This window comes from Paenibacillus sp. J53TS2 (assembly GCF_018403305.1).
Lineage (GTDB): Bacteria > Bacillota > Bacilli > Paenibacillales > Paenibacillaceae > Fontibacillus > Fontibacillus rhizolycopersici.
This window is the reverse complement of the sequence record NZ_BOSK01000005.1, coordinates 78,558-94,075: the sequence shown is the minus strand read 5'-3', so window position 1 is coordinate 94,075 and position 15,518 is coordinate 78,558. Positions and strand designations below refer to the sequence as shown.

Sequence of the window (15,518 nt, the reverse complement as noted above, 5' to 3'; positions counted from 1 at the left end):
CAATACAAAATTCAAATTATTATACCAAATTTTAGAATCCGCAGCAATCCAATAAGTAACGTTATGTAATGAAACCTTTATTTGATACAAAAAAGCGATAAAGAAATAAATTCTTTATCGCTCCTTTGTTTTTCACTATAACCAGAGCGTAATAGCAAACCCTCTGGCATAGTAAAAGGTTTTCGTTTTTGAGTCTTTTAATGGAGGCGAGGGGAGTCGAACCCCTGTCCGAAGGCAACGCCACATAGGTTTCTACGGGTGTAGTGACAGATTTGATGTCACCCTAGAGACTCCCTGTCACCGGATTCCCTTCGGGTCAGCCTGATTATCTTCTTCCGTTGACCCCAGGCGGAGACCAGACGGCGTATCCCACTAAAGTTGGGCCCTATTCCCGGCACATGGGCGATGCAGGGATAGAGCTAGCTCACAGGTTATTAAGCTGCGAAAGCTAAGTTGTTGTTTTGTTTGCCGTTTAATTGGCTTTAGCGTTGATGAAGTGGACGCGTCCCCACTACCCGCTACCCATGCTCGATCTACCCCCGTCGAATCCAAAAACGCCCCCGAATTAAAAAGGGTGCTGGATCAAGGTGCAGCCTGCAAGGGCCTGCTGTTGTTCGTTATCACCATTCCTTCTCCATAATAAGGAACGTGATCATCTCTTACATCAATTAGTATACCATGTTTGCGCTTCTTGATGTTTATGGACTTGATGGAAACGCTGGGAACTTCGCCTTAGCCGACCAAACTTACCTTGCGACCTTCTGCTTTTCGCGCAGTGCCCGCTGAATATCACGCTGAGCATCACGCTTCGCAGCGGTGTCGCGCTTGTCGTATTGCTTTTTCCCTTTGCCCAGGCCCAGCAACAGCTTCGCATATCCGTTGCGGATGTAAATCTTGAGCGGTACGATTGAGTACCCTTCCTGCTTGGACAAGCCCAGCAGTTTGTTGATTTGCACCTTATGCATCAGCAGCTTACGCGTCCGCGTTGGGTCCAGCGGATTGAACCGGTTCCCCTGTTCGAACGGGCTGATATGCATGTTGTGGATATGGATTTCGCCGTTTCGGATCGTTGCGAACGCATCCCCGATATTCACCCGGGCGTTCCGAATCGACTTAATCTCCGTGCCGGTCAGCACCATGCCCGCTTCGTAGGTATCTTCGATGAAATAGTCATGGGAAGCTTTTTTGTTCTGCGCCAGCACTTTACCGTCACTTTTCTTGCCCATGTCGTCATCTCCTCCTAAACCCTCACAGGGCAGTTTACCAGACATTTATTGTACCAACTTAGGCGGTCAAAAGCAAGAATGAGCGCCCTCCAGCCACCAACTTCAAGCCTTCCCCCGCGGCAGCTTATCCGCATACCTCGCCCGCAGTTCTCCCAAGTACTCCAGCTTGGCCAGCACCTTCTCTTTATTCAGCAGCCCGATGCTCAGAATCATCTGCTCGATCAGCAGCAGCGGCGTCACCATCGAATGGAATTCTCCCAAGTCTCCCCGACTCACGTAAAAAGCAGCGTCCACCTGCGTCCCGTACCGGAACTCCTCGCGGTCTGTCACCATCACGGCCGAGCAGCCGATGCGCTTGACGCAGTCGAGGATCACCTCGGTCTCCGGCAGCAACCGGGTGAAGTTGAACAGTAGCACGACATCCTCCCGCTGCACATGTGCCAGCGACTCCAGCAGCTCATGGCCGCTGGCCGCCATCATGCGAACTGACATCCCGAATCGCGACAGCCGGTAAAATAACAACTCCCCCAACGCCACGGAAGGCCCCGGCGCATAGACGTAAATCCGTCTAGCTCCAGCCATCAACGCGGCGGCATGCTTCAGTTCCTCCGGGTCCGTCCGCTCCGCTGACTCCCGAAGGTGAAGGCTCGTTTGCTCCAGCAGCTTCAGCGGCAAGCTCGACGGATCGAGCCGGGAGATGGTTGCCTCCAGCTTATGCGCCGGCGTCGTATCGATGGCCTGGCGAAGCCGCAAGCGGAAGTCCTTGCCGTTCTCGTATCCCGCCGTCCGCCAAAACCGCGACACCGTGGCAATGCTCGTGCCCACCCGATCCGCCAATTCCTGCTCCGTCATGAACAACGCCTCGTCGGGGTGCCGCTCGATGAAATCGGCGATTTTTTGATGGCCGGGGGAGAACTTCATTTGCTTCGCAAATAGTTGATTCCGATACTTTGACATGGGCTCCGCTCCTTAGGGTCTCGTTCTGTTCTTCCCCTATCCTAGCAGCCAATTGTTATGTAAATTTATTTACATCATTTTCACTATGTAAAAAATATTACAATCCGTTGACATACACCCACGCCTCATTTAATACTCGGCCTCTACACTTTGGGAAGAACGACTCATTAAAGGAGGTTTTCCCTTCATGAACCGCAAAACCCTGTACACCCTCACGTCCTCGCAAAAAATGATGATTTTCGTCCTCTCCATGTCCTTGTACGGCTTGTCCAACATGTTCACCGAGCTCATCCCCGAGTTCCGCCTCGGACCGATCGAGCTCTCGGTGGAGTACTTCGCGTTCATCCCGCTCACATTGTGCATGCTGTTCCACCCGCTGTATGCGGCGGTCGGGGCGGCGCTGGGCGAGGTGATTTTCGGCGAGCTGATGCTGGGGCAATTTGGCGGACTAGGCGAGCTGGAAAAATTCCTGACCTTCTCCTTCGCCATGTACGTCGCCGGGCGGATGGTCCGTAACCCGCAAAACCGCCTGCAAGTCGGCACCGCCGCCATCACGGGCGTCATCATCCACCAGTTGTGCAGCAGCCTGGTAGACATCGGCAAAGTCTGGATCGGCGTCGAAGAATTCGAAGCCGTACCCGGGCTGGCGCAAAGCGTCGTGATCGTCGAAGGCGTGGGCTTCCTGAACGACGTGCTGTTCTCCGGCATCCTGTTCGCCCTGCTGCCTACCCTCTACCTGGTGCCTAGACTCTATGGAAAAATCGAGCCGCTCCTTGGCATCAAACCGCGCGAAAAATCCACCAAATACGAGGCCGCCGGCGTCATTTCGCCGAAGCTGGTGTTAAGCGGGATTGCGCTGGCGCTGATCGCTTTTGGCGCAGAATCGCTGTCCGAAACGGACTGGAACTTCGGCGAGTGGGACAGCGGATTGGCCGACCGGTTGGGCTCGGGGGCCATCTGGCTCAGCATCGCGGCCGCAGCCGTCGTGGCCATCATTGTGCTGTTGATCATGCGGGCCAAGCGGTCGCGCAGCATCCAAACCGGAGACGAGTCTGAGAACCTGCCGTATGCTTAATCCGAACAACGCATTCCACGGCCCCGTGATTGAAATTCGCAACGTGTCGTTTACTTACCCGGGCTCGGAGCTGCCGGTGCTAAATCAGGTGAATCTAACGATTGAATCGGGCTCCTTCACCGCCATCATCGGCGGCAACGGCTCCGGCAAATCGACGCTTTGCAAGCTGCTGAACGGGCTGATTCCGCATTATTATTCCGGCGACTTTGAGGGGGAGGTGCATATTCACGGCCAATCCACCGCGCAAAAAACCGTCGCCCAACTCTCCCGCCGCGTCGGCTACGTCTATCAGGACTTCGACAACCAGCTTGTACGTCCCACCGTGCTGGACGAGGCCTGCTTCGCCCCGCTGAACTACGGGCTGCCCGACTACAAGGACCGGGCGCTCCACGCTTTGGAGCTTTGCGGCCTCGCCCATTTGCAGCAACGCTACATTTGGGAACTGAGCGGCGGCCAAAAGCATCTGCTCGCCCTCGCCGGGGCCCTCTCGCTCGGCGCAGAGATCCTGATCGTCGACGAACCGGTGTCCCAGCTCGACCCGAGCCACGCCCGGCAAGTCTACGAAGTGCTGCGGGAGCTAAATCAGAATCACGGCAAGACGATCCTCGTGATCGAGCATCATTCGGAATTTATCGCTGACTACTGCCAGGAGGTCTGCCTGCTGGATCAAGGCCGGGTGTTGTGGAAACGCCCGGTCTCCGAAGCCCTAAACAGTTTGGACGATCTGGAGCGTTTAGGTATTCAGCCGCCCGAGGTCACCCAGGCTGCGGCCTACTTGTCAGCCCTGCAGGACACCAACAGTTCTATGCGGCGGAATCCCAACGAGAAGCACCCCCAGCAGGCAGCATATCCGATTACAACCGAAGCTGCGATTCCTTATTTTAAGCGGCAGCTTCCGACTCTACCGGATGAAACGCCTGCACGATGGACCAGCTCCGGTGACCTATCCGCCGAGAAAGGGCATCACCCTGACGACGACCAACGTATCCCCGTCATCCGGTTTAACGGGGCCTCCCTGAACTACCGCACGATCCGTAAAGCGGAGCGCACCGTGCTGCACGGCATCGACTTGACGCTCTATGAAGGTGAGCGGATCGCGCTCATCGGCAACAACGGGGCGGGCAAGTCGTCGCTCCTGAAGCTGATCGCCGGGATTGCCAAGCCGTCCGACGGCAGCGTCGCCGTTCTCCAGCAGGATACCCACAGCATCTCCATCGAGCAGTTGTCGCGGGATGTGGCCTTTGTTTTCCAAAACCCGGAGGACATGTTCATCGAGGACAGTGTGCGCAAAGAGATCGCGTATTGCCTGAAACGGCGCGGCTACCCGGATGCGGACGACACGCTGCAACGCATGCTGCACAGCTTCCGGCTGGAGCTGCTGCAGGACCGCGACGCGCGCCTCCTGAGCGGCGGGCAACAGCGCCGCGTCTCGCTCGCCATCGGCGCGGCGATCCGGCCCGCGATCATGCTGCTCGACGAACCGACGGCCAACCTCGATTTGGCCACCCGCGAAGAGCTGCTCGGCACGCTGGAGGAGCTGAACCAGCACGTCCGCACGGTGCTGATCGCCACGCATGACATGCAGCTCGTCCATCGCTGGGCGACGCGCGTCATTGTCATGCACGACGGCCGGGTGCTGGCCGACGGGACGGCGGCGCAGGTCTTTTCCAGCCCGGAGCTAATCCGCCGCGCCGGCCTGGCGCTGACGCAAAGCATGGAGTTGTCCGCCGCTCTCGGCCTCCAGCCCCCATGCGGATCGCCGACCGAGTTGGCCGACCGCCTGAACCGCATCCTCACCGGAAAGGAGACCCTCCCGCATGCAGCTCGTCCGCAACTGGTTTAACAAAATCTCGCTCGACCGCATCCAGCTCGAGTTAATGAACACGGCCTACGGCAGCGGTCATGCTTCCCTATCCCGGCTGGATCCGCGGGGGTTGTTGATTTGGTATCTGTTTTTCGCCATCGTTCCGTGGTTTCTTAACAGCTACATTGTCTTAGCCGGGATGTGCCTGTTCGTCATCATCACGACCATGTTATCCCGGGTCACGCCGTTCATCATTATCGTGCTCTGCCTGGGCCTGATCGGACAGGTGGGATGGCTGTTTATCCTTTCGCTGTTTTTTGGCGGGGACATCTCCTCCGCCTTGCCGCTGCTCAAGCTTACGCTCAAGCTGTCGATCGTCTCGCTCGCCAGTATCACCGTGTTCTCGGGCATGGATCCGGAAAAAATCAGCGACGGCCTGCTCGCCCTCGGCGTCCCCGCCGCCTTCTCGTTCAGCTTGTCCTACGGCTACCGCATTCTGCCGGTGTTGTTCGAGGAGTTCCGCAACGTCCTGCTCTCGTATCGGCTGCGCGGCAAAGCGCCCGAGCGGCACGGCATCCTTTACTGGCGGCTGGGCGCGTATTATTTGAAGCTGCTGGTGTACGCTTTTTTCCCGCTGATGCTGGCAACGGCCAAACGCTCCCGCACCACCGTAGAAGCGCTGGAGACGCGCGGCTTCTCGTATGGCATGAAAAATCCCGCCGCCAAGAAACTCAAGCTGTCGCATTTGAAGCTGAAACGGCGCGATGTGCTTTTTCTGGGCGGATCGGCGCTTTATGTGGCGCTATTATTCTGGACTTCCTCATCATTTAAATAACCGACAAGGAGTTGTTTCAATGCGCATCGACCTGCACACCCACGCCAAATTATCCAAGGCCACTGATTTCTCACCGGCCTATTACGAGGAAATGATTGCCGAGGCCAAGGCAAACGGGCTGGATGCCCTCGCTTTGACGGAGCATTTTAATACGCGCAACTTCCATGAGGTGTATGACAACCTCGACCGCCTGTACCCCTTCAATGGGGAATACTACGAGGCGGACGGCCTCCGCATCTTCCCCGGCATGGAGGTGGATATCCGCGAAACTGGCCATATTCTGCTGATCGGGCGCAAGGAGCAGATTCTGGAGGTTCGAAAGGCGCTGGACCCTTATACGGAAAAAGGCTCCTTTATCCCCTTCGACGAGCTGATGACGTTGGCCGAGAACTACCCGCTGCTCAAAATCGGCGCGCATCCGTTCCGCATCTCCACCCCGCTCCATCATCTGGAGGCGGAGCAACTGCGGCGGTTGGACGCTTTTGACCTGAACGCCAAGGATATGTACGAATACGGGAACGAAGTGAATCGCGCCAACGTCGAACGCTTCGCAGCTGAGCTTGGGAAGCCGGTAACCGCCGGGAGCGACACCCATCAATGCCTGCAATACGGCAGCCTGTATAACGAGCTGCATCGCCCCTGCGATTCCGTCGCCGAGCTGAAGCAGGCCATCTTGAGCGGGGCCTACGATCTGCGCGTCGCCGACAGCCTGCCCCTCCAGGTCAAAGCCTCCGTCATGCTAAAAAAACTGCTAAAACGCCTCGCGAAGCTGGAAGAGCCCACCCCCACATTAGCCGATGCCTAAAAAACAAACCAGCCCCCGGAGCCAAAACTCCGGGGGCTGTTCTTTTTGCTACTCCAGATTAATCCGCCGGATCGTCTCCAGCGGCACCTTGGGCTCGCGAGTCTCCGTCAACAAGCCGTTAACCTCCTGCTGCACATCGGTAATTTGCGTATAACAGTAACCGCAGATGTAGTCGATCGACTTGATCGCTTTCGTAATGCTTTCGAACCGTTCGATAAATGCCTCTTCCCCGCTAACTTGGTTCCCGTATCCCCAGCCCGACTCCGATTGGAAAGCGATCCCGCCGAATTCCGTTACGAGGATCGGTTGGCCGCGATAGGCGTGCCCGTTCGCCAGGGCATATTTCCAATTGTTAAAGGAAATGTGATTGCCGGTGATGTCTTCCCTATTCTTATACCGCTCCAGGAAACGGCTTCCCGATTCTTCATAATCATGCAGGGTCAAAATGTCCGAAACCGTGTGCTCCCACCCGTCATTCGTAATCACCGGACGATAAGGGTCGATCGCCTTAGTCAGGTGATAAATCCCTTCCGTAAACTCCTGCTGCTTGCGGTCGTTCAGAATATTGGCCACGCCCCAAGACTCGTTAAAAGGAACCCAGGTGATGATACTCGGGTGATTATATTGTTGGCGAACGATCTCGACCCATTCCTTGGAGAATGCCTCGACAGCCTGATCATTAAATTCGAACGTTGCCGCCATCTCCGACCAGACGAGCAACCCTTTGACGTCGCACCAGTACAAGAATCGGGCGTCTTCAATCTTCATATGCTTACGAACGCCGTTATATCCCATCGCCATGATCTTATCGATGTCTTCGAGAATCGCTTCCTCAGAAGGCGGCGTTAAATGCGAATCCGGCCAATAGCCTTGATCCAAAATCAATCTTTGGTAAATCGGCGTATTGTTCAGCAGTACCTTCCCGTTCTCGATTGAAATTTTGCGCAACCCGAAATAGGAGTACACCTGATCGACCACCTGATCGTCCCGGTACAAAATAAATTCCACGTCGTACAAATTCGGATGCTGCGGCGACCACTCGCTGAATTTCCACGGTCCTCCCGCTTCATGCAGCAAATCGGCGTCCACGCGAAGCCAAGGCCGGTCGATGGCCAAGCGCAGCCGCTTCATGGTTCTACCTTTCAAAGAGATGACGGTCTCCACCTCAAGCTGGCCGCCCCCCAGATCGCCAGCGACCTGAAACTCAAACGTCACAGATCTGCGATCATAGTCAGGGGTGATCTTCACCGCATCCAAATGCGCCGAGTCCACGAACTCCAGCCATACCGTTTGCCAAATCCCCGTGGTTTGCACATAGAAGCATTCGAAGCTATCGCTCTGCCAGCGCTGCTTCCCGCGAGGCTGAGTGCAGCTCTCGCTGTCCTCCGCCTTCAACGTCAGTAGGTTTTCGCTGCCGAAGGTCACATACGGGGTGATGTCAAAAGAGAACGCAGCGTATCCACCTTGATGCTCCCCGACATTAACGCCATTGACCCACAGCTTGGCCCGGTAATCGACGGCTTGAAAGTGGAGTATCGCCCGCTGCCCCGCCGCATCGGCAGGGAGGGTTAACTTCTTCTCATACCAGACCTGCGGGTGGAACGTCTCCTCTCCAATTCCGCTCAGCTTGGTTTCGTACGTAAACGGCACCTGGATCTTGCGATCGGCCTGCAGATCTACGTACCAGTTCTCCCGCTCGCCGATATTGCCATCGTCAAAGCGGAAGTCCCACTCTCCATTCAAGTTGATCCATTGCTCCCTCACGAATTGCGGTCTGGGATAATCTTTGATATACATATGGGTTGTCATGGGTTAAACTCCTTTTCCTCTATCTATCTCTTTGCTTTAACTTTCATCTGGGTAAAGCTGAACGTCGAATCGATGCTTCGAAGCCCAACACGTCCGTGGAAATAAGGATCGGGATCGGGATAATCGATGACCGGCTCATCCGCCCCATCCCAAAAGACTTGGATGCGCGAACCCGCCAACACGACGCGCAGCGAGTAGGTCTGTCCGGGTTCCATCGTAGCGCGTCCGCTGCTGACGGCAATCGAACCGTAATTCAGCTTCAGCAACTGCAGCTGCCCGTCGGAAAGACCGATTGCGTAGCCCATCGCCGAGTCCTGTACCTGATGTTCGAAGTAGGACTCGTTTGTCGTGCGGACGAAGACCTGTCCTTCCCCGACCGGATTTTCCGGGATGCCGACTTGCAAGGACAACTCGTAGTCATCCCAAGCTTCCTCACCGACGAACAAGCGATCATCCGCGATCCCGCTTCCCCTAAATCCGCCGTCAATGGCTTCGAAGGCACCGTATAAATCATCGGGTTCGACCGATTCCAACAGATTCGCCTCCGATTTCGGCGCTTTCGCCGACGCGTAGAGATCTAACGCTCTGAAGGTCACTTGACCCTTGCGCAGTTTGATTTTCAACGTATGATAGCCTTCCGGAAGCTCCATGGCTCCCAGCTTGACCGTTTTCCAGTCCGGGTCGGGATCGGGCGCAATCTTGAAGGTCTGCTTCTCGTTCCCGCTGCTCACCTCGACCGTCGCCGCTTCCTCCGAGGTCAAGAGGCGCATCGCCAAGCCGTAGGTTCCGGCCTGGGCCACATTGACCTTATAGGACAGCCAATTCCCTTCCTGCTCCAGCTTCACGAAGTAACTGCGATCCTCCGCCGTGCCGATGGAGACCCCATCCGTCTTGCGGAACTCCCCTGCGTCGGCAGCCGGATTCACCTTGAAGCCGCGCTTGGCCTCTTTCAAATAATGGACCGCTTCAATCGTGCCTGGAATTGGCTTGTAGACTTCAAAATCGCTGCTCCCGCCTACATCGTTGGAGAACGCCGTGTACGAATACGAAGGGTCGGCATGGAACGCCGCGTACCCGATCCGGCCCGCAACTGCCGCTTCAAGCGGCAGGTTAAACTTCAGCATTTGGTCGAAATAAACGCGTACCGCGCTTCCGTCATTTTCCACGCGCATCGTATGAAGTTTCGTAAAATCGAAGTCTTCCGGCAAACGGAGGGTACCCCGCTGCTCCACCTGACCTTCGCGGACCTGCACCACGGACAACTCGCGGTTCGACGGCTTCAAGCGCGCTGACCAGTAGTTCCCGGAATCGATATATGAAAAAATCGCATCCACATACGCCTGTTCGTCATCGACCGGTTGCACTAGGCTCAGGTTGTATTCGGCGGTAAATCCGGCGCTCGTTTCCACCTTGCTTATCCATCTGCTCGTGCCATCCGGCATCGACTCTACATCCCAAGCCGTCTTCGCCTCCGGCTGATCCAAGCGGCTTTGGAAATCCGGTTGCTTCGGAACCGGCTGCGCGGTATTCGTCGGCCCCAGCACTTCCATCCGGTCGCCGTTGAACACGATCCGATCGATATCCATTTGCCGCACCGGCGGGCCTTCCGCAGAGCGGCCCAGCAAATTGTGATAGACCATGTAATAGGAATCCAGATCCGGCCCAACAAAGCTCGAGCTATGACCCAAGCCAACGAACGAGCCGGATGTGTGAATCACCACCGGATTGTTGTCCGGCACCTGATAAGTGCCCGTCGGGTCGTCGTGAGCGACGGCATAGTTAATCCGATATCCTTTGCTGAATACATGATTGCCGGTATAAGTCATATAGTACGTGCCGTTGCGTTTGATGATCGTGGAGCCTTCCGTCCACCCGCCCAGATAAGCGTTGGTCGTAGACCCGACATCGATCGTATAGGGATCCGTCATCGGATGAATGACGATGCCCTGGTCTCCCGCATGCGTGAAGTACCACGCACCGTTATCGTCAATAAAAACCGAGCCGTCGATGCTAAGTCCCAAATTCTCCGTCTGCACCTCAAACGGCCCCGTCGGGCTATCGCTTCGTAATACGTAGTGTCCGTTCCCGGCGGGCGAGGTGTACATATAGAAGTACCCGTTCCAATACACCACCTCGGGCGCGTAGGCGCCCGTCGTGATCGGGTCCTCGGTCACCAAGCCTTCGGGCGTCCAATGAATCAAGTCCTCCGAACTCCAGCCTTTGATCCCGGCGCGGAAGTCCTTCGTACTGCAGTAGAGATAATACTTTCCATCGTGGCGAAGAATATAGGGGTCGCCGATGCCGTAATCCTCCCATTCCTCGGGCAGCGTAAAAGGGTTCTGATAAGTTGGATCCTGATCGCTATACAATTTCACCTTCACCCCTTCGTTCGAGCTACATGAACCAAGAACTAGTGCGAAACAGACGGCCGTGCACAAGGCGGCCAGCGTGAACTTCTTCCTTCTCCCGGGCTTTTGGTTATCCATCTTCGCTTCCTATCCCTTCAAACCACTGATGGCCAGCGATTCGACGAAATACTTCTGACAGAAGAAGAACACCAGGATGACGGGAACCATAGCAATGACCGAAGCCGACATAATCAACGGGTAATCGGAATTGCTGATATACATCGATTGAAGGGAAGCGATCATCACCTGGATGGTCTGCTTCTCCGGGGTATGCAGATAAATCAACGGACCCAGGAAATCATTCCAGATCCCCATGAACCCTAGCGCGGCTTGAGCCGCAATCGCCGGTTTGGCGATCGGCAGGGCAATTTGCATAAACGTGCGAATGAATCCGCTCCCGTCCAGCTTCGCGGCTTCGATCAATTCCGTCGGGATGGAGCCCTGCATGAACTGACGCAGGAAGAACACCACCACGATGTTGCCGAACAACCCAGGAACGATTAACGGAAGCAACGTGTCTACCCAATCCAACTTAGAGAACCCGATAAATTGCGGAATCATCATGACCGAATACGGAATCATCATGGTGCCAAGCAAACACATAAAGATCGTTTCTTTGAACGGAAAATCCACCTTGGCAAACGCATAGGCCGCCATCGTGGAAACGAATAAACCGATCGTCAAGACGAAAACCACGATCGTCGCGCTATTCAGAAAACCATGGAGGATCGGCGCTTCGGCCCAAACTCCCTTGTAGTTGGCGAACGTGACAGGATTCGGAATCCACTTCGGCGGAAGGTCGAATACGTTCTTTTTCTCCTTAAGAGAGGTCGATAACGACCAGGCCAGCGGAGCCAACATAATAATGGAACCAAACAATAAGATAAGGACATTGATGCTAAGGGTGATTCGACGTCTCAGCAGCATAAACACGCCTCCAATGCTAAAGTCTCAAGTAACGCTTTCCTAATCGTTGTAGATCCAACGTTTGGATAAACGGAATTGGAGCAGCGTTAAGATGAAAATAATGATGCCAAGCACCCAAGCCAACGAGCTCGCGTAACCCATGTTGAAGTATTCGAACGCATGCTGGTAAATGTAGAAGACCACCGTCGCCGCGCTGAATTCAGGACCCCCGTCCGCTGCCATGACATAGATCTGGCTGAACGCTTGGAACGTACCGATGACGCCCATGACCACGATATAGAAATGAATGTTCGACAGAAGCGGAAATGTGATATGAACGAATTTCTGAAATCCATTGGCCCCGTCCACCTCGGCCGCTTCGTAGTAGCTTCGGGGGATCGATTGCAACCCGGCCAAATAGAGCACCATATTGCCCCCGATACCGCCCCAGAGTCCCATCAAGATCAAAGACGGCTTGATCCATAGGGGATCGCCAAGCCAGTTCGGTCCGGTGATATGAAAGCTATTCCATAACAGCTGATTCAGCAGACCGTAGTCCTGGTTTAAGATCCATTGCCACAAGAGGGAAACCGCGATGATCGGCGAGATCACCGGGATGTAATAGATCGTCCGAAATACCGAGATGCCCTTGATCTTCTGGTTCATGAGGATCGCCAGCAGCAGGGAGAGCACCATGCCAAGAGGGATCCCGATTAGCATGAACACCGTGTTGAACAGCGACTTAAACACCTTCTCGTCCTTAAACAGATCCACGTAGTTGGCTAAGCCGACAAACTTCGGGGACGAAACCATGTCCCACTCCGTTACGCTTAATACGGCTGAGGCAATTAACGGAGCAAGGCCGAAGATGAGGAACCCGAGCAGCGGAACCGCAACGAAGCCGTAAGCCCACAGGATCTCCTTGCGCCGAAAACCGGGGATTTTATTAGTCATGACCCTTCTTCCTTCCCGCGAAAGAAATTAGAGAAGGTGAAAGCAGTACGCGCCTGGCTTCCACCTTCCATTGTTCATCTATCTACCGAATTACTTGTTCCCTTTGTCGTACAAGTCTTGCAGCTTAGGCGCAATCTCTTTCGCCCATTCCGCCGCCGTTTGCTTGCCGGTCCACACCTTGCTGGCCTCTTGGTTGAAGGTATCCAGCCATTGCGTATCTTTCGAGCCATATTCAACCGGAGGGTGTCCATACTCAATGATGTCGAGGAAGACCTGCTTATGCTCCGGAGCCTTGCCGTTGTTCAAGTAATCGTTCTTCGCCATATCGATTAAGTTAGGCACCGCCTGGCCCATCTCCATGTTTTGCTTCTGACCTTCAGGGTCCAAGGACAGGAAGGCAGCCAAGTTAAACGCTTCTTGCGGGTGTTTGGACTTGCTGGAAAGGGCAAAGCCCATCGATCCAAGCCAAGTTGACGTAGTTCCCGTGTTCGGGCTTGCCGGCCACGGCGCGATATCCCAGCCGAAAGGCAGATCCCAGAAGGCCGGTTGGTCCCAAGGTCCAAGCGGGAACATGCCGATCTTCCCGGCGACGAACCGCGAATAGCTGTTCATCGCCTTCTCGTCGTCCGCGGAAGGGCTCACATGATATTTCAGATTTAAATCCGCGATAAACTGCATCGCCTCGGCAAACTCCGGCGTATCCACGGCGATTTTCCCTGTCACATAATCGATGTATTGTCCGCCGTTCCCCCATACTGCTGCTTCTAAAGGAAATCCGGCTCCGCCGAAAATATCCGATTTGCCGTCACCGTTCGTATCCTTCGTGACCGCTTGGGCCGCCTTCAGGTAATCGTCCCAAGTCCATCCGCCCGGTTCGGCAGAGGGATAAGCGGCCCCCGCTTCATCAAAGAGATCCTTGTTATAGGCCATCGCCCAAGGGCCGACGTCCTTCGGAAGTCCGTACAAGTCTCCCGTCCCCAGATTCTTTCCGTCGAACCGATATCGGTCGATAGCTTGCTTCCATACATTGTCTTGTTTGAAGAGTTCCGTGTTATCCAAGTAGCTTTGAATGTCGAGAATCGTGCCGGCCTCCGCATATTTGAAAAAAGCCGGCCCCGACAGGTAGAAGACATCCGGCGCTTTGCCGGAGGCTACCAGCGTCGTGAGCTTCTGGTTGTATTCCGCCGGCGGCACGCTGGTGTAATTCACTTTCACGTTCGGGTATTTGTCTTCAAAGGATTGGATCAATGAAGCAAAAATCTTCTTCTCGTTTGGATCTCCGTGACCCATGAAAGAAATTTCGACTTTCTCGTCCGAGGTGACTTGCTGCCCGTTTGAAGCGCCTTGATTCTGGTTTCCCGGTTCCTTCGAAGCATTGGCCGAGTTGGCATTATTACTAGAGCCGCAACCTGTAAGCGCTACCAACATGGACATGACCAAAAGCACCGCAATGACTGCCAAGCGATTGGTTTTCACGTGCATAACCTCCCTATTAAATTCGTCGCGATTACGGAATGGTGTGTGTCTGTTTAGGTCTGTAACCGCTTTACATTTGCATTTTAGTATATCCACTTAGATATTAGTATACTTTATTTAGTATATAATATACTTTATTAGATTAATTCTACGGGAACCGTGACTCTGCGCGGATTCGAGTGGCCTTCCAGCTGCTCCAGCAAACATTCCACGGTATGCTTGCACATCGTTTCGATATCCTGCTGCACGAAATGGATGCCCGGTCTTTCCGGCCCGTCGAATCCGACCAGCGCAAATTCCTCCGGCACTCGCTTATTCAAACGTTGCAGCGCTTTATAGGCATAGCCCGTGAGCTGCGCGTTCATGGCGAACGCCGCCGTGATCTCGGGATGCGAACGGAAAAATTCATAGATCATTTTTTCCCCGGGGCCCTTATGGATATCGTCGATATTTAAGATACACCATTGGTTTTTGTTAATCGGCAATTGATTCTGATAGAACGCCCGTTCAAAGCCGGCCGCGCGGTCTTCGGTTACGGTATTCGTGATCACGGGAGAAATGAGGGCGATTTCCCGGTGTCCCTGGTTCAGCAAGTAGCTAACAGCGTCGAAGGTTCCCTTCTCGTTATCCGCGCTGACGCTGTAAGTCCGGATATCCTTCAAATAACGGTCAATCAGAACGAGCGGGAATTTATCGATCGACAGGCGCAGAATGTCCTCGTTGTAGTTCTCCTCCTCGGTCGGAAAGATGATCATGCCCTTCACGCCGTTGCGATTAAAGGCTTCGATCGCTTCGCTTTCATTTCGCTGCGATTCCCTCGATATACTGAGCGTGAGTTGATAGCCGGACGCCCAGGCAAACCGTTCGATATTGTCCACGATCCGCTGTTCCACCTTGGTCTGCAGCGTAGGGATGATCAAGCCGATCGTTCCCTTGCGGGTAGAATCCGTGCGTTGCGTGGCACCGGCTGCATTCAAATAGCTCCACACCTCGTCATTAACGAAGGTCCCTTTGCCTTGATGCCGAGTTAAGATGCCTTCATCCGCCAGGCCGATCAGGGCGTTTTTGCTCGTGATCTGGCTGACATGATACTCCTCGGCCAGCTCCTTCTCCGACGGGATCCGGTCTCCCGGCCTGAGTTCCCCGGATTGGATGCGCTCCTTGATCTCATCCTGGATCTGTTTATATAAGGGTAGATTCTTCACAATAGGTCACTCCCATCTTCGCTCAACATAATATATATACTTAGTATATTATTTATTT

General features: G+C 54.6%; 12 protein-coding genes and 1 other RNA gene. 4 read left to right on the top strand and 9 right to left on the bottom strand.

Annotation, left to right across the window (positions count from 1 at the left end; translation table 11 throughout):
* Positions 1–198 precede the first annotated feature (198 nt).
* The 3 genes from ssrA to KJS42_RS12845 all read right to left on the bottom strand — a co-directional run bounded on the left by ssrA (position 199) and on the right by KJS42_RS12845 (position 2,183).
* Positions 199–562: a transfer-messenger RNA gene (gene ssrA / locus KJS42_RS12855) on the bottom strand.
* A 184-nt stretch (positions 563–746) separates the two neighbouring features.
* Positions 747–1,226 (bottom strand): SsrA-binding protein SmpB, encoded by a 480-nt coding sequence (gene smpB, locus KJS42_RS12850; RefSeq protein ID WP_155606970.1) that lies wholly within the window; start codon positions 1,224–1,226, stop codon positions 747–749.
* A gap of 102 nt (positions 1,227–1,328) precedes the next feature.
* Positions 1,329–2,183, bottom strand: coding sequence for a MurR/RpiR family transcriptional regulator (locus KJS42_RS12845; RefSeq protein WP_213623061.1), 855 nt, complete (start codon positions 2,181–2,183; stop codon positions 1,329–1,331).
* 187 nt (positions 2,184–2,370) lie between these two features.
* Here KJS42_RS12845 and KJS42_RS12840 point away from each other — a divergent pair, with 187 nt between their 5' ends.
* From KJS42_RS12840 to KJS42_RS12825, 4 genes are read left to right on the top strand one after another with little or no spacing between them, the layout of a single operon-like run.
* A complete protein-coding gene (locus KJS42_RS12840; RefSeq protein WP_213623060.1) occupies positions 2,371–3,258 on the top strand; it encodes a DUF8171 family membrane protein in 888 nt (295 codons plus the stop codon).
* Positions 3,251–5,101, top strand: a complete 1,851-nt coding sequence (locus KJS42_RS12835; RefSeq protein WP_213623059.1) for an ABC transporter ATP-binding protein — start codon at positions 3,251–3,253, stop codon at positions 5,099–5,101. Before KJS42_RS12840 ends, KJS42_RS12835 begins: the two co-directional genes overlap by 8 nt.
* Positions 5,076–5,897, top strand: a complete 822-nt coding sequence (locus KJS42_RS12830) for an energy-coupling factor transporter transmembrane component T family protein (protein ID WP_213623058.1) — start codon at positions 5,076–5,078, stop codon at positions 5,895–5,897. The genes KJS42_RS12835 and KJS42_RS12830 overlap by 26 nt, the downstream gene beginning before the upstream one ends.
* 19 nt (positions 5,898–5,916) lie before the next feature.
* Positions 5,917–6,702 (top strand): PHP domain-containing protein, encoded by a 786-nt coding sequence (locus KJS42_RS12825; protein WP_213623057.1) that lies wholly within the window; start codon positions 5,917–5,919, stop codon positions 6,700–6,702.
* Between the two features lie 48 nt (positions 6,703–6,750).
* Here KJS42_RS12825 and KJS42_RS12820 read toward each other — a convergent pair whose 3' ends face one another.
* The 6 genes from KJS42_RS12820 to KJS42_RS12795 all read right to left on the bottom strand — a co-directional run bounded on the left by KJS42_RS12820 (position 6,751) and on the right by KJS42_RS12795 (position 15,460).
* Positions 6,751–8,511: a glycoside hydrolase family 2 protein gene (locus KJS42_RS12820; protein ID WP_155606964.1), complete on the bottom strand. Its 1,761-nt coding sequence runs from the start codon at positions 8,509–8,511 to the stop codon at positions 6,751–6,753.
* 23 nt (positions 8,512–8,534) lie between these two features.
* Positions 8,535–10,997 carry a family 43 glycosylhydrolase gene (locus tag KJS42_RS12815; RefSeq protein ID WP_155606963.1) on the bottom strand — a complete coding sequence of 821 codons (2,463 nt, stop codon included), beginning with the start codon at positions 10,995–10,997 and terminating at the stop codon, positions 8,535–8,537.
* Between the two features lie 9 nt (positions 10,998–11,006).
* Positions 11,007–11,846, bottom strand: a complete 840-nt coding sequence (locus KJS42_RS12810; RefSeq protein WP_155606962.1) for a carbohydrate ABC transporter permease — start codon at positions 11,844–11,846, stop codon at positions 11,007–11,009.
* Positions 11,847–11,885: 39 nt separating this feature from the next.
* Complete coding sequence (locus KJS42_RS12805) at positions 11,886–12,779, bottom strand: carbohydrate ABC transporter permease (RefSeq protein ID WP_155606961.1); 894 nt, start codon at positions 12,777–12,779, stop codon at positions 11,886–11,888.
* Positions 12,780–12,869: 90 nt separating this feature from the next.
* Complete coding sequence (locus tag KJS42_RS12800) at positions 12,870–14,261, bottom strand: ABC transporter substrate-binding protein (protein WP_155606960.1); 1,392 nt, start codon at positions 14,259–14,261, stop codon at positions 12,870–12,872.
* 131 nt (positions 14,262–14,392) lie between these two features.
* Positions 14,393–15,460 (bottom strand): GntR family transcriptional regulator, encoded by a 1,068-nt coding sequence (locus KJS42_RS12795; protein ID WP_213623056.1) that lies wholly within the window; start codon positions 15,458–15,460, stop codon positions 14,393–14,395.
* Positions 15,461–15,518 lie beyond the last annotated feature (58 nt).

What these genes read in the sequence shown, in the direction of transcription:
- KJS42_RS12825 (WP_213623057.1), top strand. Translation starts at nt 5,917, where the DNA reads ATGCGCATCGACCTGCACACCCACGCCAAATTATCCAAGGCCACTGAT.
- KJS42_RS12835 (WP_213623059.1), top strand. Translation starts at nt 3,251, where the DNA reads ATGCTTAATCCGAACAACGCATTCCACGGCCCCGTGATTGAAATTCGC.
- KJS42_RS12810 (WP_155606962.1), bottom strand. Translation starts at nt 11,846, where the DNA reads ATGCTGCTGAGACGTCGAATCACCCTTAGCATCAATGTCCTTATCTTA.
- KJS42_RS12845 (WP_213623061.1), bottom strand. Translation starts at nt 2,183, where the DNA reads ATGTCAAAGTATCGGAATCAACTATTTGCGAAGCAAATGAAGTTCTCC.
- KJS42_RS12800 (WP_155606960.1), bottom strand. Translation starts at nt 14,261, where the DNA reads ATGCACGTGAAAACCAATCGCTTGGCAGTCATTGCGGTGCTTTTGGTC.
- KJS42_RS12820 (WP_155606964.1), bottom strand. Translation starts at nt 8,511, where the DNA reads ATGACAACCCATATGTATATCAAAGATTATCCCAGACCGCAATTCGTG.
- KJS42_RS12830 (WP_213623058.1), top strand. Translation starts at nt 5,076, where the DNA reads ATGCAGCTCGTCCGCAACTGGTTTAACAAAATCTCGCTCGACCGCATC.
- KJS42_RS12805 (WP_155606961.1), bottom strand. Translation starts at nt 12,779, where the DNA reads ATGACTAATAAAATCCCCGGTTTTCGGCGCAAGGAGATCCTGTGGGCT.
- KJS42_RS12815 (WP_155606963.1), bottom strand. Translation starts at nt 10,997, where the DNA reads ATGGATAACCAAAAGCCCGGGAGAAGGAAGAAGTTCACGCTGGCCGCC.
- KJS42_RS12840 (WP_213623060.1), top strand. Translation starts at nt 2,371, where the DNA reads ATGAACCGCAAAACCCTGTACACCCTCACGTCCTCGCAAAAAATGATG.
- smpB (WP_155606970.1), bottom strand. Translation starts at nt 1,226, where the DNA reads ATGGGCAAGAAAAGTGACGGTAAAGTGCTGGCGCAGAACAAAAAAGCT.